Source organism: Bacillus sp. TH50 (assembly GCF_016650565.1).
Lineage (GTDB): Bacteria > Bacillota > Bacilli > Bacillales > Bacillaceae_G > Bacillus_A > Bacillus_A mycoides.
In genome coordinates this window covers 1,908,859-1,928,406 of the sequence record NZ_JAEKFM010000007.1, presented here as the reverse complement: position 1 = coordinate 1,928,406, position 19,548 = coordinate 1,908,859, and the positions used below count along the sequence as shown (strand labels likewise).

General features: G+C 33.7%; 24 protein-coding genes and 2 pseudogenes. 8 read left to right on the top strand and 18 right to left on the bottom strand.

What is annotated here, in order from left to right:
• Positions 1 to 4 precede the first annotated feature (4 nt).
• Positions 5 to 856 carry a peptidylprolyl isomerase PrsA gene (locus JFU23_RS26980; protein WP_002031835.1) on the bottom strand — a complete coding sequence of 284 codons (852 nt, stop codon included), beginning with the start codon at positions 854 to 856 and terminating at the stop codon, positions 5 to 7.
• Positions 857 to 1,000: 144 nt separating this feature from the next.
• Positions 1,001 to 1,996, bottom strand: a complete 996-nt coding sequence (locus JFU23_RS26975; RefSeq protein WP_201033146.1) for a glycoside hydrolase family 25 protein — start codon at positions 1,994 to 1,996, stop codon at positions 1,001 to 1,003.
• 569 nt (positions 1,997 to 2,565) lie between these two features.
• Here JFU23_RS26975 and JFU23_RS26970 point away from each other — a divergent pair.
• Complete coding sequence (locus JFU23_RS26970; RefSeq protein ID WP_002165873.1) at positions 2,566 to 2,760, top strand: hypothetical protein; 195 nt, start codon at positions 2,566 to 2,568, stop codon at positions 2,758 to 2,760.
• Positions 2,761 to 2,892: 132 nt separating this feature from the next.
• Positions 2,893 to 4,247 (top strand): IS3 family transposase gene (locus tag JFU23_RS26965; RefSeq protein ID WP_157404958.1). Its coding sequence is split into 2 segments (ribosomal slippage): positions 2,893 to 3,346 and positions 3,346 to 4,247, totalling 1,356 coding nucleotides; the frame shifts between segments, so codons are not numbered across the junction.
• 303 nt (positions 4,248 to 4,550) lie between these two features.
• On the opposite strand, the gene JFU23_RS26960 is transcribed toward JFU23_RS26965, so the two are convergent.
• Complete coding sequence (locus JFU23_RS26960; RefSeq protein WP_002012628.1) at positions 4,551 to 5,054, bottom strand: MepB family protein; 504 nt, start codon at positions 5,052 to 5,054, stop codon at positions 4,551 to 4,553.
• Between the two features lie 220 nt (positions 5,055 to 5,274).
• Here JFU23_RS26960 and JFU23_RS26955 point away from each other — a divergent pair, with 220 nt between their 5' ends.
• Entirely contained in the window at positions 5,275 to 5,487 is a 213-nt protein-coding gene (locus tag JFU23_RS26955) for a hypothetical protein (protein WP_201033145.1), read from the top strand.
• 92 nt (positions 5,488 to 5,579) lie between these two features.
• Here JFU23_RS26955 and JFU23_RS26950 read toward each other — a convergent pair whose 3' ends face one another.
• The 4 genes and pseudogenes from JFU23_RS26950 to JFU23_RS26935 all read right to left on the bottom strand — a co-directional run bounded on the left by JFU23_RS26950 (position 5,580) and on the right by JFU23_RS26935 (position 8,594).
• Entirely contained in the window at positions 5,580 to 6,137 is a 558-nt protein-coding gene (locus JFU23_RS26950; protein ID WP_201033144.1) for an ABC transporter permease, read from the bottom strand.
• A 137-nt stretch (positions 6,138 to 6,274) separates the two neighbouring features.
• The gene (locus tag JFU23_RS26945; RefSeq protein WP_201033143.1) at positions 6,275 to 6,850 is read right to left on the bottom strand and encodes a C1q-like domain-containing protein; all 576 of its coding nucleotides are present in this window, start codon (positions 6,848 to 6,850) and stop codon (positions 6,275 to 6,277) included.
• Positions 6,851 to 7,670: 820 nt separating this feature from the next.
• A pseudogene (locus JFU23_RS26940) lies at positions 7,671 to 7,868 on the bottom strand (hypothetical protein); the annotation flags it as partial.
• A gap of 504 nt (positions 7,869 to 8,372) precedes the next feature.
• Positions 8,373 to 8,594, bottom strand: coding sequence for a hypothetical protein (locus JFU23_RS26935; RefSeq protein WP_002085775.1), 222 nt, complete (start codon positions 8,592 to 8,594; stop codon positions 8,373 to 8,375).
• A gap of 76 nt (positions 8,595 to 8,670) precedes the next feature.
• On the opposite strand from JFU23_RS26935, the gene JFU23_RS26930 reads away from it, so the two are divergent.
• Complete coding sequence (locus JFU23_RS26930; RefSeq protein WP_201033141.1) at positions 8,671 to 9,279, top strand: hypothetical protein; 609 nt, start codon at positions 8,671 to 8,673, stop codon at positions 9,277 to 9,279.
• A 6-nt stretch (positions 9,280 to 9,285) separates the two neighbouring features.
• Here JFU23_RS26930 and JFU23_RS26925 read toward each other — a convergent pair whose 3' ends face one another.
• The gene (locus tag JFU23_RS26925; protein ID WP_002065248.1) at positions 9,286 to 9,441 is read right to left on the bottom strand and encodes a hypothetical protein; all 156 of its coding nucleotides are present in this window, start codon (positions 9,439 to 9,441) and stop codon (positions 9,286 to 9,288) included.
• 199 nt (positions 9,442 to 9,640) lie between these two features.
• Between JFU23_RS26925 and JFU23_RS26920 the strand changes: the two genes are divergently transcribed.
• The 3 genes from JFU23_RS26920 (at position 9,641) to JFU23_RS26910 (ending at position 11,855) form a co-directional block, all read left to right on the top strand.
• Complete coding sequence (locus tag JFU23_RS26920) at positions 9,641 to 10,003, top strand: tyrosine-type recombinase/integrase (RefSeq protein WP_201033140.1); 363 nt, start codon at positions 9,641 to 9,643, stop codon at positions 10,001 to 10,003.
• A 79-nt stretch (positions 10,004 to 10,082) separates the two neighbouring features.
• The gene (locus JFU23_RS26915; RefSeq protein ID WP_001206934.1) at positions 10,083 to 10,397 is read left to right on the top strand and encodes a thioredoxin family protein; all 315 of its coding nucleotides are present in this window, start codon (positions 10,083 to 10,085) and stop codon (positions 10,395 to 10,397) included.
• A gap of 576 nt (positions 10,398 to 10,973) precedes the next feature.
• Positions 10,974 to 11,855 carry a cation diffusion facilitator family transporter gene (locus JFU23_RS26910; protein WP_002085782.1) on the top strand — a complete coding sequence of 294 codons (882 nt, stop codon included), beginning with the start codon at positions 10,974 to 10,976 and terminating at the stop codon, positions 11,853 to 11,855.
• On the opposite strand, the pseudogene JFU23_RS26905 reads toward JFU23_RS26910, so the two are convergent.
• The 5 genes and pseudogenes from JFU23_RS26905 to JFU23_RS26885 all read right to left on the bottom strand — a co-directional run bounded on the left by JFU23_RS26905 (position 11,845) and on the right by JFU23_RS26885 (position 14,587).
• Positions 11,845 to 12,479 (bottom strand): annotated as a pseudogene (locus tag JFU23_RS26905) (phosphatase PAP2 family protein). The gene JFU23_RS26910 and the pseudogene JFU23_RS26905 sit on opposite strands and share 11 nt — an antisense overlap.
• 77 nt (positions 12,480 to 12,556) lie before the next feature.
• Positions 12,557 to 13,312: a sporulation protein gene (locus tag JFU23_RS26900; protein ID WP_085310912.1), complete on the bottom strand. Its 756-nt coding sequence runs from the start codon at positions 13,310 to 13,312 to the stop codon at positions 12,557 to 12,559.
• Entirely contained in the window at positions 13,294 to 14,115 is an 822-nt protein-coding gene (locus JFU23_RS26895; RefSeq protein WP_201033139.1) for a serine/threonine protein kinase, read from the bottom strand. Before JFU23_RS26895 ends, JFU23_RS26900 begins: the two co-directional genes overlap by 19 nt.
• The gene (locus JFU23_RS26890) at positions 14,115 to 14,297 is read right to left on the bottom strand and encodes a hypothetical protein (protein ID WP_002141661.1); all 183 of its coding nucleotides are present in this window, start codon (positions 14,295 to 14,297) and stop codon (positions 14,115 to 14,117) included. Before JFU23_RS26890 ends, JFU23_RS26895 begins: the two co-directional genes overlap by 1 nt.
• A gap of 110 nt (positions 14,298 to 14,407) precedes the next feature.
• Positions 14,408 to 14,587 carry a YozD family protein gene (locus tag JFU23_RS26885; protein ID WP_002012644.1) on the bottom strand — a complete coding sequence of 60 codons (180 nt, stop codon included), beginning with the start codon at positions 14,585 to 14,587 and terminating at the stop codon, positions 14,408 to 14,410.
• A 149-nt stretch (positions 14,588 to 14,736) separates the two neighbouring features.
• On the opposite strand from JFU23_RS26885, the gene JFU23_RS26880 reads away from it, so the two are divergent.
• A complete protein-coding gene (locus JFU23_RS26880; protein WP_002095676.1) occupies positions 14,737 to 14,892 on the top strand; it encodes a DUF3930 family protein in 156 nt (51 codons plus the stop codon).
• 4 nt (positions 14,893 to 14,896) lie between these two features.
• Here the strand turns inward: JFU23_RS26880 and JFU23_RS26875 are convergent, their stop codons facing one another.
• The 5 genes from JFU23_RS26875 to rocR all read right to left on the bottom strand — a co-directional run bounded on the left by JFU23_RS26875 (position 14,897) and on the right by rocR (position 19,404).
• Entirely contained in the window at positions 14,897 to 15,559 is a 663-nt protein-coding gene (locus JFU23_RS26875; RefSeq protein WP_002012647.1) for a hypothetical protein, read from the bottom strand.
• A 273-nt stretch (positions 15,560 to 15,832) separates the two neighbouring features.
• Entirely contained in the window at positions 15,833 to 16,048 is a 216-nt protein-coding gene (locus JFU23_RS26870) for a YozE family protein (protein WP_002085796.1), read from the bottom strand.
• A 72-nt stretch (positions 16,049 to 16,120) separates the two neighbouring features.
• Positions 16,121 to 16,393: a YokU family protein gene (locus tag JFU23_RS26865; RefSeq protein ID WP_002085797.1), complete on the bottom strand. Its 273-nt coding sequence runs from the start codon at positions 16,391 to 16,393 to the stop codon at positions 16,121 to 16,123.
• A complete protein-coding gene (gene kamA / locus JFU23_RS26860; protein ID WP_002012651.1) occupies positions 16,390 to 17,808 on the bottom strand; it encodes a lysine 2,3-aminomutase in 1,419 nt (472 codons plus the stop codon). The genes JFU23_RS26865 and kamA overlap by 4 nt, the downstream gene beginning before the upstream one ends.
• 210 nt (positions 17,809 to 18,018) lie before the next feature.
• Positions 18,019 to 19,404 carry an arginine utilization transcriptional regulator RocR gene (gene rocR / locus JFU23_RS26855; RefSeq protein WP_002012652.1) on the bottom strand — a complete coding sequence of 462 codons (1,386 nt, stop codon included), beginning with the start codon at positions 19,402 to 19,404 and terminating at the stop codon, positions 18,019 to 18,021.
• Positions 19,405 to 19,548: the final 144 nt, after the last annotated feature.

Genomic DNA, 19,548 nt, shown 5'->3' with positions numbered 1-19,548 from the left:
AACCTTATTTCTCATCTAAGAATTTAAATGTATCTTTAAATTCTTTATCTGTTACTTTAATATCTGCTTCTTTCAATAGATCATTGATTACTTGTTGTTTCCATTTACCTGTCGCATCTTGCAGTCTTTGTTGTTCTAAATCTTTTCGAATCGTATCTTTTACTTCATCAAATGGTTTCAATTCTTTTTTATCCGTCACTTTTATTATATGATAACCATAAGATGTTTTTATTGGCTCACTTACTTGTCCTGCATCTAATTTATACGCAGCTTCCTCAAACTCTTTCACAGTTTGACCAGGAGCAAAACCAGCTATTTCTCCGCCCTGTTCCTTTGAACCAGTATCTTCCGAATACTGTTTCGCTAAAGCAGTAAAATCTTCACCATTATTTATTTTCTCTTTTACTTCTTTCGCAGTTTTTTCATCTTTCACTAAAATGTGACTTACCTTCATTTCAGGTTTATGGTTATCTTTCACATCTTTATCTGTGACAGTCGCTCTAATCGCTTTCTCAAGTGCAATTTCTGGCTTCATTCTCTCTTTTAATTCATCTTCATTCTTTAATCCTACTTGCTCTAAAGCCACTTTAAACTTGTCACCCATTTGTTCCTTCGCTGCTTCTACTTGTTTTTTAGCTTCTTCATCTGAAACTTTATATTTATCTAGCAATGCCTTATTTAACATCATTTGAGATAAAGTACTTTTTCCATATGTTTGCCTTAATTCTTTACTTAACTCTTTCTCTGTCACGTTTCCTACTTTTGATGTTGCAACATTTTCTGAGGAACCACACGCAGACAATGTTAGCGCCACACATGCAATAATAGTTCCCATAAATAGCTTTTTCTTTTTCAATTCAAATACCTCACTTTGATAAATGTATATTAGGAACTATACAGCGCTATTGTGAAATCAATGTGTTTTCTGCAAGTATTTCTCTTCATGCCAGAGACAAGCTTTATTAAATAAAAAAGCCGGCATAAAGCCGACTTTTTAACATCATTTAATCTGCACATGTTCTTCTTTGATCCATTTGTTCCCACCTATATCTATATATCCATCTTGACGATTCCAAATACGATAAGGGACCTTCCCATCGACCGCACCTGTATCATTCCCGTTTGGCCCATCGTACGTTCTAATTTCATATCCAGGTGTGTACTTTGAATATGCATGAAACCATTGTACATTAAAATGTTCTAACTTAGCCCACTGTTGTTCACCACCTAAACAAATCATATCTTTTTCGCCACCTCCCCAATAACCTTTATAGATTAAATATGGGATTTTTTTCGTAAGTCTTCCTATAAATTGCGGATTCGCAGGATTTTCATATAAATTAATTCCGTATCCATCATCATATTTTGAAACTGCAATACCAATTCCATTTGGTTGCTTACTGTCTCCAATACTAGATTGATTTGTTTGATTTGAACCTATAAACCAAGAAAGATTTTTATTCCCAATTAATTGATTCAAATCACATTTTCCAATACCAGGAACATTTCCTGAATCAGTATATTGCCAAATATCACAAGGATATGCTGGTTTATTCCCTCCATAACGAGGAATCCAAATAAAATCAGCATCAATATTGCGAGCTCCAAATGATACATACGTGTGATGTCCTACATATAAACCAATTTTTTTTGCACCTAATCGGCGTAATTCATCAATAAATGCTTGAGTCCCGCCTTGCATATCTACCATTGTTTGAACTTCTACATCTGCCACCCAAAATTTAGCGTTTTTATCACCACGATTCCAAAAATCTTGCGCTTCTTTTTTTGCATCTGAAATAGATATAAAACGGCAAAATGCATAATTCCCAAATGGGATACTACGTTTCTTCATTTCTTTCACATAACCTTGATACATAAAATCGACCGTATTCGAACCATCTTGAACTCTAGCAATAACTAAATCTAGCTGAGACGCTGCAATATCCCAATTAATATTTCCATTCCATTTCGAAATATCTACAATATAACCCATTACTAATCAACTCCTTTTTATTATCTTATTCAAAGCTTGTTTTATTGCTAGACCTATACGCCTAATAGCAACAAGCTTCTATAAGACAAATAAATATATTTTCATCATTTTTTAAAACTAAATAATTTCTTTTTATCCATAATAAATAAGTCCTTCTTTTTTTCATTTGTAAACGATAAACTTGCGTTTATTTCATACTAAATATTGGGATAAAACTATAAATAATGTACATACTACATATAAGCAATTTTTGCTTATACTCATGAATGACCTCCAAGATTTTTCAATCTCCCTGTAAAAAGGCAGCTAAAAAAAGCTGCCTTTTTACAATTTATTATATAGAGACAAGTTAATTAACGCTTATTCCCTCATATTAGTCTGTTTTTAAGCTTTTTATAAACATGATATATATTTTTTCACAACACTATTTTGATACGTAATAGAAATTACATCAACTCATACAGTATATGTAATAATCAACTACAATAAAAATTACATATTATATTAATATGTCTTCCTAATTAAAAGGAAATAAACATATAACCTCTGTTATGTAAGGAGTTTATTTAATGAAAAAAATCCCTATCGTATTCAAAGTTCCACCGAATTCAAAGCTAAAAGTTACATTCTATGGTCCTTGTAACGAAGTAATTACAAATGTATCTTTAATTAATCAACTATTCACCCCTACCTGCCAAACTGTATCTCAATATCCAGACTTCAAGAAATATATAACTGAAGTCCGATCATTATCAAATTGTTAATCGTATAATTTTATGATTCATCATTTCGAACAGTACGATAACAAAATAATAAAAAGAGCCGCATCTTTCAAAAGAAATGAACTGCACCCCAATTGTTAGACACAGTCTAACAATTGGAGGTGCAGTTTTTCTATGGCTAAATTTACAGCTGATGAAAAAATACAAATCGTTCTACGTTATTTGAACGGAAATGAAAGTTATCGAGAAATGGGTAGAGCGATCGGTATAAGTGGCACAATCATTTTGAATTGGGTAAACCAATATAAGCAGAATGGTGTGGAAGCTTTTCTAAAACGATGTACAAATTACACACAACAATTTAAACTAGACGTACTAAACTTTATGATTGAAAACGGTATGTCCTTATTTGAGACGGCAGCTATCTTTAACATTCCTGCCCCTTCAACGATTTCTGTTTGGAAAAAACAACTCGAAACACAAGGAATTGATGCCCTTCAATCTAAAAAAAAGGGGCGTCCATCTATGAAAAAAGAGTCAAATAAACAAGTAAAACAAGCTTTAGCTGAAGGGTCAGTCGAAGCACTTGAAGCACGTATTAAACAGCTTGAAATGGAAAATGAGTACTTAAAAAAGTTGAATGCCTTAGTTCAAAACAAGGAAAAGTCACTAAACAAGACAAAGCGCAAGTAGTCTATGAATTAAGGCATAAATATTCGGTGAAGGCACTCGTGGAGTTAGCTACTATTCCACGAAGCACGTATTATGATTTAGTAAAGAAAATGAATCGCCCAGATGTAGATGCCGATTTGAAAGCTGAGATTAAAGTGATTTATGAGGAGAATGAAGGTCGTTATGGCTACCGTCGCATTCGTGATGAGTTAGCGAATCGTGGTCAGAAAGTGAATCACAAAAAGGTGCAACGTATTATGAAAGAGCTTGGATTAAAGTGTGTTGTGCGTATGAAGAAATATAAATCCTATAAAGGGAAAGTCGGTAAAATTGCACCCAATATTTTAGAGCGTAATTTTTATGCAGATGCACCGAATCAAAAATGGGTAACAGACATCACAGAGTTTAAATTATTTGGAGAAAAACTGTATGTATCACCTGTATTAGACTTGTATAATGGTGAGATTATTACCTATACAATTGGTTCTAGACCGGCGTATTCACTTGTTTCAGAGATGTTAGAGAAAGCATTAGAACGTTTACCTGAAAACCACCAGCTACTGATGCATTCGGATCAAGGATGGCATTATCAAATGAGACAGTACGTCCGTACACTTGAATCAAGAGCTATCGTACAGAGTATGTCTCGAAAAGGAAACTGTTACGACAACGCAGTAATAGAGAATTTCTTTGGGATTATGAAGTCGGAGTTCCTCTATATAAAAGAATTTGAATGCATAGAGCATTTTAAAATAGAATTAGAAAAATATATAGATTATTATAATAAGAAACGGATTAAGGCAAAATTAAAAATGAGCCCGGTACAATACCGGACTCATTTGGATCAAGTAGCCTAATGAAATAACCGTGTCTAACTTTTAGGGGTCACTTCAAAACGGCTCTTTTTCATTTCACAAAACATGACTTCATTAAAAAACTAAAATAACTCATTAATTGATATTCTGTTGATATTTTACACATATTAATGAAATGCGCATATATTATCATATGGAGATTCTCCACTCATAAAACCTATCTTTTTTTGAGCATACTTTATTTGTATGCTCCTTTTTTATTCTTTACTTAACGGCTTACCCTGTTAATATTTCCAAATATCATCTGAACGAACATTGAATATTTCAATTTTTTCTTATTATGTGCTATGAATATAAGTTTAATAATTTATCTGTAGCTACATTTTCAGTATCACTTAAATCGACAAAATAATGAAGTTGCCACAATTGACTCTTCTTAGCTTGATTACTAATAGGTTTATCCCAAATAGGGTAAACCCTCATAGCCATTTTCCCTTTTTGATTTTGAGTTTTTAATATTTTTTCTTTTAGAAGAATCTCTTTTGGAAAAATAAATTGTCCTAGTTTATTATCCGCTATACAAGTGATAACTAAAAGGTTAGGAGCTGAATCATAAGAAAATGCCTGATTGCTCATGGAGGCATTCTTCTCCCAAAAAGAAACAAATTGTCCAATCTTATTAGGCGTAATTTTTGATACCCTAAATCGGATGCTTCTATTATTTAGCTGGAATACCCCTCCTGCATATTCTGAATTTTGCTTTTCTTCTTTTCGTTTAGTAATTAATAGATTATTAGGTTTGTAAATCATTTCATCTAGTTTTTCAATTATATTACTAAAATTTGTCATGTAAACGCACCTTTTTTATTTTCCAGTATACCAAGAACATTCGTTCTTGTATATTAAACTTAAACAAATGTTGGCTTTGAATAGTCTTTCAAAGATTATTTTATCTACTCCATCCATAACTTCAAATTTACTTTTATAGTATTTATTACATTACTCTTCCAATTCCCTGTATTCTTCATTATTTCATTAATATATTAATAAAAAATGAGGTACATATTACATGAATCCATCCAAAATTGACTTCGGCTCCATAGAGCAACCTTTATTCCTATTAATTTTATATCTTATCGTAATTCTTTTAACACTCGGCATTACATTTAGTATATGTCATTCCCTTTTACTAAATTTAAATGCACCGAGATGGGTAGCAAAACTGTTAGCTATCGTATTAACTCTAGGTGTTGCTTATCAAGTGTTTATGAATTTATTTTAATATATTAACAATTTAACACCTTTAACTAAAAGGCCCTACCATAAGGTAGAGCCTTTTTTAAAAAAATAGTCCATAAATCACAAACATGTCTTTTATTTTATTGGAGATGGGAATCTTGCAGCCTCAAAATGCGTACTAATAAATCCTGGATCATTTTGTATAATCAGTCCATCTACATCACTCTCAGCAAAAATTCCAACTACATCTCCTGCATGTAATTGAAGTATTGTTGAAACAGCTACGACATTTGCAAAATTGGGTGGACCAAAAAAGTCATTATCTATCGCTATAGCTGGATTATCATTTACCCGAATTTCTACACGCGCTCTATAATTCGTATTACTATCATTAGGTGCAAAGCTGATTGTACCAATAATAGAATAAACCCCTCTAGTCTTCGGAATAAAATCTGATGTTACTGGATTATATTCATTCGCTAAATCAAACTGTTCATTTTGGAATAATACTTTAACAAAAGTATTTGCAGTGACATTTTGATCTACTGTACTAACCGCTCTAAAAGCAGATGCCCTTACAAGTTTATCTTTCTCATTATCACAACACTTATCGTAATAATCTGTACTTTTCTTACAACAATTATGCTTTGTCTTTTTATAGCCATTGCAATGCTTACAATAATAATAAGACATATTTATATCCCCTTTCTAAATCTATTGTTGTATACTATGCAAAATAAACTTAAAAAGTTTGGACGAGCTATTGCTATTATGAAATTAAAAAACTCCACCGAGAAGCAGAGTTAATAAAATTTTTTCCTTTTTAATATTTATACAATTGGAGATGGGAATCTTGCAGCCTCAAAATGAGAACCGTCTTCTGTACTACTAATAACCCCATCTATACTACTTTGTGCAAAAATCTCGACAATATCACCTGCATCTAATTGAAGTATTGTTGAAACACTTACGACATTGCCGAAATTTATTGGACCAAAAAAGTCGTTATCTATAGCAATTGCCGCATTTCCATTCACTCGAACTTCTACACGCGCTCTATAATTTAAATTTGTATCGTTCGGAAAGAAACCAATCGTCCCAATTACGGAATAAACTCCTCTAGTCTTCGGAGTAAAATCTGATGTTGCTGGGTTATATTCGTTCGCTAAATCAAATTGTTCATTTTGAAATAATACTTTAACAAAAGTATTAGCTGGAAGATTTTGATTAACTGTATTTACAGCTCTAAAAGCAGATGCTCTTACAAGGTTATTCTCCTTATGATCGCAAGAACAGTCATCACATCTTTTACCGCACTTATTATAATAATCACTTCTTTTTTTACAGCAATCATGATTTTTCTTTTGGTAACTCTCACAATTCTTACAGTAGTAATAACAAGACATATATAGTGCTCCTTTCTAATCTACTACTGCATAATATGTATGCTAGACTTGGAAAGTTTGGACAGGTTATTGCGATTACAAAAATAAAAATGCTCCACCATAAGGCAGAGCGAAGAGAAAGTATAACTTTTAAAAACAAAGCACTCATGTAATATTATGGTTAAATCAGTAATACAAATTATCTAGTTTCATCAACTCGGATTTTCAGAAAAAACTCCTCTGTACGATTTTATTATTATTGAATAGATTATATTGTTCAGTGAGATATGCAATATTTCATATTTTATTATTTCAATATCCCTTTATTATCGTTGAGTTGTAAACATTCTCTTAAAAACACTTTAAAATCAACACTTACTCTATAACAAATACTTTTTCATCCTTCAGAATTACCTGTAAGCATTATATTCAAATATTATTATTGTAAATTATTGACCTGTACAAACGTATAATTTTTGTGTATTCTATGGACAAGGAGTAAGGTAAGAGTTACTCTTTGCCATTTTAGGAAAGGCCCTGTTGGAGACAACAGGGCCTTTTTTCATAAACTAAATCGGTAAGATCCCCTAACTAGTAAGCTTTCTTTACCTAAACATCATGCATTTCTTTTTGCATACACCGCTACTCTTCTTCGACTGTTTCGTATACAATCATCAGACACTATTTAACAGTATATAGTTCATTTATCCAGCACTTTCAAAACAGCTTGTACACCGTTAAAATACTTCATGCACTACAAATAAATTATCCGTTCTCGTACAGGATGAGTATAAATTTTGGAATGTCCTGATATTAAATTACTTACAAGGTTTCATACCACTTATACTTTTGGAGACGGGAATCTTGCAGCTTCAAAATACGTACTATCTTCTACATTACTAATAACTCCAGCTACGCTACTTTGTGCAAAAATCTCGACTAAATCCCCTGCACTCAATTGAATTATGGATGAAACAGCTACAACATTAGCAAAGTTTATTGGACCAAAAAAATCATTATCTATTTCATAGACACCATTTATCAAACAATCCATGTTTCTTCACCCCTTGAATATTTTTTAAATAAAAATACATACTATTTTCAAGCCGTCGTATCCACGGCTAGTACTTCTTTCTTTTGTTACAGTAGTAAGCAGGCAGGTTCTTCACCTATCTGCTTTCTCTGTATATTTTTTTAGATATCGAAAATACTACCTACAAGCTATTTGAACTAGCAGCTTCACTCTTCTTGTAATGGGAAAGCATTTTATCACAATTAGCTAACTCATTCAACTCACAGGCAGACAACCAAAATTGTTGTCTGCTTTTTGTATGGAATTTTTCATTTTGCATATACTACTTTTGAGCCTGTTTACCAACGCAAGCCATTTTGGTGTTTTGAATTCCGACTAACCTTTTATGTTGCACAGATTATTACATCTTTGACAACACTGGTTAAAAGCGCGTTTTCTGGTTATTCGTAGTTCTAGTCCAGAATAATTTTCCTCCTATAAAGGACAGCAGGTACGACTGCTCGTCCTTTTTTATTGCCCCAAATACTTTTGTAACAATTCCAACGCTTCATTAATGCTCCCATTTAAATCATCAAGTTCAGCATCTTCTGGACACTCCTGCAAAATCACTACCGCTCGACTTATGACATCTTGTAACTTTTCGATATCGATAGAAGTTGTAATAATTCCCTCTTGTTCTTGCGGATCAGCTTTGCCATAGCCATTGTGCATAGACATCGGGTTTTCTAGCATCTAGCTCACCTCCTTAAAAAATGCAGGATTTTCCTTTCCATTATCGAATTAGTAATGTTTGAAAAGGGGGTGTAATATGGCAGAAATTAAAGTAGGACTTACACAATTTTTAGACTTCACACTGAAAAGTAGTGCAGCTAAAACAAACTTTGTAAAAAATCTAAAATCTCAACCGGAATACCAACCAGCTTTTGATTACTGGAAACAATTACGAGACACTGTTATTAAATTTCATCAAAACGAACTACCTTTTGAATGTTTCGAAACATTAGTGCAAACGGTTGATCAGAAGAAAAAGCAAAACTACATTGATGTCATAAAACAGTACAAAAAATTTATTAAAAACAAAGACGTCTCTTGGTTCGATCCAGGTAAATCACATTGGATATCAGATGATTTAATCGTCCGCTCATCGCCTGAACTCGGTTTGTTCATTAATGATGAGCCGCATCTTATCAAACTGTTTTTCAAAGGAAAAAAAGAGCGAATTGATAAATACAACATCAACTCAACGCTGACATTATTAAACGAATCGACATTTTCAAATGAACATAACGATGTGAATTATACGGTTCTTAACATCCAAAAGAACAGAATGTATACGAATAACTCTATTAATAATGATCATTTAATAGCGCTTGAATCAGAAGCTAACCAGCTTTGTTATATATGGAATAAGATGTAAAGAGTACTATTCATCTCTTTCAATACCTTTTCCATGCATAATTTGGGCACAATTTTCACAGATCCTATCAGTTTCGTTTAATTGAAGCTCACCTTCTTGTTCCTCACGAACAATGCAGGGTGGGCGTTTTTTCGAAAATAGTTTCTTTAACCATTTCCGCATCCTAACTCACCTCCTCCGAAAGAGTGATATAATGAGCTCTCTCCACTAAATCAGCGTTAACCCCCTGGTTTTTTAATCGATGAAGAAGATCTTCGTTTTTTAGAACATGCAAAAGAAAAGCGTTATTATATCGCTTATCTTCTTGCTATTACATGTGGAATGCGTAAAGGTGAAATCTTAGGTCTACAATGGAAAGAGATTGCTGATTTTACCTGACATTACTTTAATGGCACTAAATGACCATCTGCAAAAAATCTCTGAGGAAAAAGAGCGATATGATGAAAGCTATAATGACTACGATTTGGTCTGCCGTTTCAGAAGTTTGACACAGCTCTGGAAAAAGCTTATAAAGAAAAGTGGGGTTCCTGATATTCGGTTCCATAATCTAAGGCATACTCATGCAACATTAATGTTGAAACAAGGTATTCACCCGAAGATTGTCAGTGAACGATTAGGACATAAAAGAGTAGGCATCACATTGGACACCTACTCACATGTCGTACCAGGCCTACAAGAAAAAGCAGTCGAAGATTTTGCAAACAATCTATTTCAAAAACACTAATGTTTGCAAAATGTTTGCAATCACGGATTTTGCATAAAAATACTAACTTATCCGTGTGACATTGAGAGGAGTCAAAAACATGAGAGAAATCAAGTCTGACAAGGAATTCAAAGACATCATCGCAAGCGAGGAGCCAGTAGTTGTTAAGTTCTTTACTACATGGTGCCCAGATTGCGTGCGTATGGACAACTTTATCGGAGATGTAATGGAAGAGTTCAATAAATTTGAATGGTATTCTATTAATAAAGATGAGTTCCCAAGTATTGCTGAAGAGTATCAAGTAATGGGTATTCCAAGCCTACTTGTATATCAAAATGGCGAAAAGTTAGGTCACTTACATAGTGCAAATGCAAAAACGGAAGAGCAAGTTACTGAGTTTTTAGAAGCATACTAAGAAACGAAAAACCTCTGAAAAATCATCAGAGGTTTTTTTCGTTTTTAAATTATTCTTTGCCTTTGTCTCTTTCTGGAAAGTGAATATTATAATGCTTTCTCCCCTTCTTATTGAAGAATTTTGTTATCATTTCTTATATATTACTCACATGAGGAATTACAAAGAGTCATTTTGCGAAAAATATATATGAAAAAAATTTTGAGAATCATTATTCTCGCCCTCTTTCCATTTGCCATAATCATCATTAATTGTTTAATAAAGTGAAACCTTAATCAGTGGGGTTTTTGTTCATCCCCCACTGATTATTAACCTTCACCAATCGGGCGTTTACGGGCAGCCCGACTCCCGCCTAACTTCTTTGCTCCAACTGAATTTTGAGGTGGGGGTCTTACTGCCCTCAAATAGCGGGATAAATTTCTACTTTGTACTTTTCAACATATTTTTCCTTAACGAAACTTTGTTATCCCCTTCTTAAAAAGCTATAAAACGTCAACAATGTTTGTATAGACCCACACGAGTTTCGTTTGATACTCTATGTATAGAAAGAAATTCCTTGTAGAAAGGCGAGTGATTAAAATGGATTCTCTTTCTCATAAAGAAGCTGATAAAGGTGCTATTGTCAGCATTATAGCCTACATATTTTTATCCTCTATGAAAATCATCATCAGTTATATTACCCTCTCTAGCGCATTACGTGCTGACGGTTTGAATAACTTAACGGATATTGGTGCTTCTTTAGCAATATTAATTGGCCTGAAAATTTCTCGTAAGCCTCGTGACCCAGATCATCCATATGGGCATTCGCGTGCAGAACAAATCGCATCACTTGTTGCTTCCTTTATTATGGCAACGGTCGGATTAGAAGTTGTTATTAGTGCAATTCAATCGTTTTTCAATCCGAAACAAGCAGCACCTAATGTACTTGCTGCATGGGTAGCTTTATTTTCTGCTGTCGTTATGTACGGTGTATACAAGTATACGAAAAAGATTGCAATGCGAACAAAAAGTAAATCATTAGAGGCTGCTGCAAAAGATAATTTATCAGATGCTCTTGTAAGTATTGGTACAGTAGTAGGTATAGTCGGAGCACAGTTCCAAATGCCTATTTTGGACCCTATTGCAGCTTTACTTGTCGGTCTTATTATTTGTAAGACCGCGTGGGAAATTTTCGTAGAAGCTTCTCATATGCTAACGGATGGAATTGATCCTGAAAAAATGGATGAATACGCTGATGCTATAGGGCATATTTCAGGTGTAGAACATATTGTAGATATTCGTGCTCGTATGTATGGGAACCAAACGTATGTGGATATTACAATTGAAGTAGATGCTCGAATGGATGTTAGCGAAAGCCATTGTATTACTGACAATATTGAAGATATGCTTCGAAAAAAATTCGGAATTTACCATGCTCATATTCATGTGGAGCCCATGCAAAAAGAACCTATTATGACATAGGTTCTTTTTTAATGAACGCCTTATGAAATATAATACATAAAACGAGCCAGCTACCGCCCGCTGCCCATCCGGCTAATATGTCAGATGGATAGTGCACGCCAAGATAAATTCGGCTAACTGAAATAGATAATACAACGAAGCTTGCTATAAAAATAATCAGCAACTTTTTATGCAATGAAATACGATCTTCTGTAATTGTGACGTATGCAATAAATCCTAAAAAAGCAGTAGCATTCATCGTATGACCGCTCGGAAAGCTATATCCAGTTGCTGTAACAAGCTGCGTCACATCAGGTCGTGCTCGTTCATACCATAGTTTGAGCATACTGTTCAAATAACGTGATCCGTAATAATTAATTGTTAGAAGTAATGCACTTAATATTTTTTTCTAAGAAGAAAATACATTACAAGTATAATGAGTAACGGGAAATATATTCTTTTTGAACCGATAAAGGACACCCAAGTAAAATAGGTTGTCAAATACTCGTTTCGGAAACTTTGAATAAAGTGTGCGACTACATTATCAAATTTTTCAATACAAGCGGTATGATACGAAAGTGATAGTGCGACAAAACAAATGAGTAGTGTACAACTTAACAAGTATAAATGTCGGTATCGTTTCACATACATAACCTCACTATGCAAAAAAATGGAGCGGTTGTTTTAGTTTTCCTCCCCATTTCTTTTTTATGCATAGTTTATTAAAAAATATTATTGTTAATTTTTTGCTGCATCGTTGGAATATCTTCGTTTGTTACTGTAAAGCGAATAACCTTCTCATCAAGATCAAGCGCTTCTGCGAATAAACCAGCCAATCCACGTGATTTTCTATCTACTTCCATAATAATTTCTAATCGGTCGTGGGCACTTGGCAAAATTAATAATTCTAATTCATCTAATTTCCCATAATACTCTCCGGAGACTGGAATAAACTCAAATTCTTGCGCGAATGGAACTTGCTTACGTAATCGATACGGTAATTCTTCGCATTCTACATGACGCGCTTTAAAACCTAATTGATTTACACTATTTAATACACTGTTCAATAGTGCATTCGGCAACACTTGAATATAATCACGGTCACTTGGATCAATACTACGTTTAATATCAAGGCCTGTATGAATCCAAACCGTTTTCATTCCAAGTGTTAGTGGTGCTTCAATTGGCATTAAAAATGAAAATGGAATTTCCACTTTTTCATTTGGCTCTACAGAAAATGGATCTGTTAAACGAACTCGCTCCAAATCATACGTTGCCGTTACTTTTTTATCATCCACTTCTCTTACATATGACGTCGACAACGTTAAGTAAATGCTTTCAATTTCTTGGCTAACTGAACCTCCAGTTATATGAACCTTCCCTACTATCTCTTCTCCAACTGTATACTCATCTCTTTCAAGAACAGTATCTACTTTTGCACTTCCAATTCCAACGCTTGCTAAAAACTTTTGAAACATGGGGTCTCCATCCTTTCTAAAGCGTAAGCTACATCTTTTTTCAAATCTTGTACATTTTCATAGTATGGCGCTTTCATTTGTAACATTCGCATCAGCATGTCGCGATTATATTCTTCCAGCACTAACTCTTCATACCAAGGTTTTTCCTTTTTTTCAGTCGATTCATAACTAGCATACAATAAAAATAATACGAAATGACCGAGAGCATAAAAATCGCTACGAAAGTGAACTTCTCGCATCAAAGCTTGTTCACCTTCATAAGTTATAGCTCGCTCATCACCCTCACCTTTCAATTTAGCCAATCCAAAATCAATAATACTAATCTGATTTTCTTTCATTAATATGTTTGGAATACGTAAATCTCGGTGAATGATACCTTTACTATGAAAATACGAAACAATTCCTAGTACTTCATATAAAATTTCAAAAACTTCACGTTCATCATATACTTGCCCATCTAAGAAAATATGATCTTCGAAATTTTCCCCTGGCATATACTCCATCACAAAAAAGTTCTTTTTCTCCCATATGAAATGGTCATGTAGCTTAGGAATTGACGCATGATTTAATGTTTGTAAAATCACTTTCTCTTGCTCAAATGATTTTCTACCAGACTCATATCTTTGTTTACTTTGCCTTAATTGTTTTAAGACTTTATATTTATTTATTTGTAAATCATTAACGACATATGTAACCCCATAACTGCCCATTCCAATTACTGATTCAATCTTATAACGCTCTGCAACGATTGTATTTTTTCGCAGTGGTCTATCAAATAAAGCTAGTATACGACGCCATTTCATCAGCTACTTGAAAAGAAGCTACGGCTTTTACGTTTTCTTTTATAATGCTGATGCCCATAACCAGATGAACGTCGTTTATTATCGCTACTTGAATACGAGCGCCCTCTATGACGATAATCACTACTTGAATACGAACGATGTTTTTTCTTTCCTAATAAAGAATCAATAATTTTTTTGAACATCCCTTCACCTCTTATATAAAATTTTCTTTTAATTATACCAACAATTCTTGTCTATATTTGTGACAAGTTTGTAAAGAGTAAAAAACGACGAGTTAAGCCCGCCGTTACTTTCAATCTTCCTCTTCATCAAAAACTTCATCAATCATGCATTTCTCTAATAAATACTCAAATGTAATATCTGCCAGGTCCTCAATTTCTTCTCTTTTTGGAACGTACCCTCTTTCAATTAGTCGCTCATAAAAAAACTCCGCAATCTCTTCCGTGTCAATTACGACTTCAATTTCCTTCATGAGCATCACTCCTTTATTTCTGTTTTATGAAAAAATCTCAAAATTATGTATATGAGATTAGAAAAATAGTTTTTCTTTTTTTATAAGTCATATCATGTAGGTAAAGGGCATACGATGTTAGTACAAGCTATCCAAAGGGGGAAATAATAATGGAATACCAATACGAAGTAGAGCAAACAAAAGAAGAGTTCATGCATGAAGATAAATGGGCAGACTCTCTTATTAAATGGCTTTTTATTTTTTTAATAATTGTAGGCATACCTTATACTGCATATGTTGTTGTTCAATTTATTCTCTCTTTCTAGTTAACTATTTTTTCTCTGTCAATTTAACTAAATAATTTTGAACAACATCCATAACAATTTTATATTCTTCATCTTTAAATGTATCGAATAATAAATGATAATCATTATAAATATCTAATAACCCATCAATAATTTCTTGGCGATTCGTCTTTACACTTACTTTTTTCGAATTGTTAATTGACTTCAATTTTCCTAAATCTAATTTATTCATACCCGCTTTATCTTGTTTCATTTTCTTCAAAATTGCATTTGCCGTTTGTGCATTGGCAAGTAATGTTAAATCCGATTCATCAGCTTCTAACCATTCACCATCAGTAATTCGTGACAATTCATATATAGTATCTTCCCATGCATCATTTTTATATCTCCATACTTCTGTACGAAAACCAACAATACGAAAAACATCTTTATCATATCCAGTTACTTGCACGAGATCACCAAACGTAAAGTTATAATTTAATTCAATCCACTCTGTGTCGCCCTTTTTCATTTCTTGCTCTGTTACATGCTGCAAAGTTTGCTCAACGTAAAACCCATCGTGATTATTTACTTCGTATACGTAAACTCCATCTAAAACTTTCATATTTGTAACTTTCCCAACGGTTCCATATAGCGTAATCACGACTATGTCCCCTACGTTATATTTAGGTTGTTTTTTCCTTGCCATCAATATCTCTCCTTTTTTAAACGTCGTGATTTTGATAACAGTATATGCAACCTACATAAAAACGCTTATCACAGAAGCTTATATTCATAAATTTTTTCAATAAAAAAGTAGAATTTGTATATAACTTAAAAAAGCTAGTATTTAAACTAGCTTTCACTTTTCATTTATGTTCTAACAGCAAGACGTATTGTAAATAAAAAAGCATAATGAATACTTCACTTCTTTCAAAGTAATGTATTCATTATGCTTTCATTTTCCTAAAACTTCATATCGTTATCTCTCTTGTATATATAAATCCCATGCATCATCAAATATAGACATACTTTCTAGCATTCCACTTAACTCTAAGTATGAACTAATTACATCATAGTCTTCAGATTGCTTCGGAAAACTTAAATCATCATACATCGCCTCTGCTAAATCTGATATTTCATTTTTAAATAAAGCTGCACGGTGCTTCATCATATAATGGTAAAATGTCTTTTTCAAAAATATTCCCTACCTTTCTAACTTGGGTACATTATACAAGGCAAAAAAGAAAAAAACCAGCATAAAAGCTGGTTAAAAGTCGAAATAATTCCTTTTTAATAAACGTGGTCTTCCCATCAACTCTTCGTATGTTAGTTGTTTTGGCAAATCTTTCGTATAAATTAAAAACAACTGATCTTCAATTTCTTTTACAGTATGGTCTGCTTGATAGTCCATTCCACATGAGGAACAAGTAATACATGGTGTCTCTTGGATTTCAATGGCTTTCGTACCATCTGGTAATTCCCAATATACAGTATTCAAGCTTTCTTTCGCTTCTGTACTGTCACACCACATACAATTCATACTACGTCACCCTCATTTTTTTTGTCATCATCTAACTTTGCTATTTGTGCTTGATATTTTTTATCTTTTAATTGATCACGCTTATCACGTTTATCTTTTAAAGAAGCATGCGTTTCATTGACTTCATAATCTTTGCGGCGATTCATACGTTGTAAATCATCTGGAACAAGATTAAATTTCTTATCACTCATCAATCCTGCAACGCCGATATCAGAACGTTTCTCTTCATAAGTCGGATAAATTTCTTTAAAGTAGCCTTCTGCTCTTCCTGGGATATAGTTTTCTGGTTCTGGATACGTTGTAATAACCCCTTCAAAATTACGAAGAACAACTTTATCCGCACTTTGTGAAATTAAATAGTTTGGCTGAAGCGCAATTTTTCCGCCTCCACCCGGTGCATCGACAACGAAAGTTGGTACTGCATAACCAGACGTATGTCCACGTAAACCTTCAATAATTTCAAGACCTTTCGAAACTGGTGCACGGAAATGACCGATACCTTCTGATAAATCACATTGATAAATGTAATATGGACGAACACGAATTTTCACTAAATCATGCATAAGTTTTTTCATAATTGGAACGCTGTCATTAATTCCAGCTAAAATTACAGCTTGGTTTCCAATTGGAACACCTGCATTTGCAAGCATTTCACATGCTAGTTTCGATTCTTCTGTAATCTCAATAGAAGTGTTAAAATGCGTATTTAACCATACTGGATGGTATTTTTTAATTATGTTACACAGGTTTTCTGTAATACGCTGTGGGAATACAACTGGTGCTCTCGTTCCGATACGAATAATCTCAACATGCGGGATTGCTCGTAAATTCTTTAATACATATTCTAAAATTTTATCATTAATTAGAAGTCCATCACCGCCAGAAATTAAAACGTCACGTACTTGTGGTGTTTCACTAATATAAGCAATCGCATCATCTAATTGCTTTTTCGGTACGCCCATTCCAATTTGTCCACTAAAACGACGACGTGTACAGTAACGACAATACATAGAACATTGATTCGTTACTAAAAATAGTACACGGTCTGGATAACGATGAGTTAATCCTGGAACTGGTGAATCTTCATCTTCATGAAGAGGATCTTCTAAATCATATTTTGTTTTATATAACTCTTCCGAAATCGGTACTGATTGCATCCGAATCGGACAGCGTGGGTCATCAGGATTCATTAGCCAAGCATAGTACGGTGTAATGTTTAACGGGATCGTTTTCGTTGAAATCTTAACGCCTTCTTCTTCGTCAGGTGTTAAGTTAATTACTTTCTTTAAATCATCTAAAGTTTTGATCGTATTCGTTAATTGCCAAACCCAATCATTCCATTGTTCTTCTGTAACATCTTTCCATAATTCAATATCCTTCCAGTGACGATTTGGTTTGTATACATCATGTAACATTGCTATTCCCCCTTTTTATACGCTCATCCTTTATATAAGCAATAATTATGCCAACTTCATATTCTTGATAAGTAAATGCGAGAAATACCCTATTATATAAGAGAATAAATATTTTTAAGTGCTGTACTAAAACGATATTTACTATCATATTCATTACTTGTTATATATGTAAACGCTCTTTTATTGGTGCAAACACACAAAAACCGCCGATTATTCGGCGGTTTTGTCGTACTTGCTCAGTTTATATTGAAGCGTTTGACGCGGAATACCTAACATTTTTGCTGCTTGCAAAATATTCCCTTCCGTTTCAATTAACGCTTGATCTATTAATTCCTTTTCCATTTGATGAAGAGCTTCCCTAAGCGGTAATATACTTTTCTTCTTCGGAAGTTTCTCTTTCCGAAATGTTCGTGGCAAGCAATTTGCTGTTAACGAATTCCCTTCTGTAATAATGACAGCATGTTCAATCGTATGCTTTAACTCACGAACATTTCCAGGCCATTGATAAGCTTGTAATCTTTCTTTCGCTTCCTTATCAATTTGAAGTACACCTTTTTTATAACTTTTATTATATTCTTTCAAAAAGTAAGACGCTAATAACAGTACATCCTCAGTTCTTTCGCGAAGCGGCGGGATATATAATGAAAACACATTTAATCGATAGTATAAATCAGTGCGAATTTTATTTTCTCTTAAACATACTTCTGGAGGCTGATTCATTGCAGTAATAACACGAACATCTACTTTTCTCGTCTTATTATCACCAATGCGACGAATAACTCCATCTTCTAATACACGTAGCATTTTTGCTTGTAAATCAAGCGGCATTGAATTCAGTTCATCTAAAAATAATGTCCCTCCATCTACAAGTTCAAATAATCCTGCTCGTTCGATTGCCCCTGTATAACTACCTTTTGTCGTGCCAAACAGCAAACTTTCTAATAGCGACTCTGGCAAAGCTGCACAGTTTTGTGCAATAAACGGCTTATTTTTCCGTTTAGAAGCTTCATGAATCGCTTGCACAAATAGCTCTTTCCCCGTTCCAGTTTCACCATATATTAAAACATTCGCATCGGTTGGCGCTACTTTTTGTGCTAACTCTTTCGTCTGTTTAAAGCGGGAATCATCAGTTACAATTGTCTCGAATGCAACATGCTTTTTCACCGTTTTTTTGCTAGTCGATCGTTTTATTTTCGATTGTAGATCTACAATCGTATCAGTAAGCTTTTGAATAGTAGAATAATCTTTCGCAATTTCTACAGCACCAGCAATATTTCCATCTATTAAAATAGGTAACGTTGTATTGACCGTACAAACGTCTTCCCCATTTAAATTTTGGTAATGTTGAACTTGGTGTACGATTGGTTTTTTTGTATCTAATACTTTCATCAACGTACTTGTTTCTCTGGATAATGACGGGAATGCTTCTAATAAATGCTTTCCTAGCACATTTTCAATTTTAGATCCATCATGTTTTGCAGCAACTGTATTATAAAATATTGTAATCCCATTTTCATCTACTGCATGTATGGCCTCATCTATACTGCCCAAAATCGCTTCAATGACTTCCTGTGTCGAAACTGCTAGCAATGTCATCCCCCCTTTTGCCGAAAATCCAGCAAATTCAACGCCGAATTTCCGGCACCCTCTGTGCGATTATAAGCATGACGATTCCGTTCTATTATTTTGATGAAATGTATATATATTTTTATTGCTTATTTATGGTTAAGTGAAACTTTA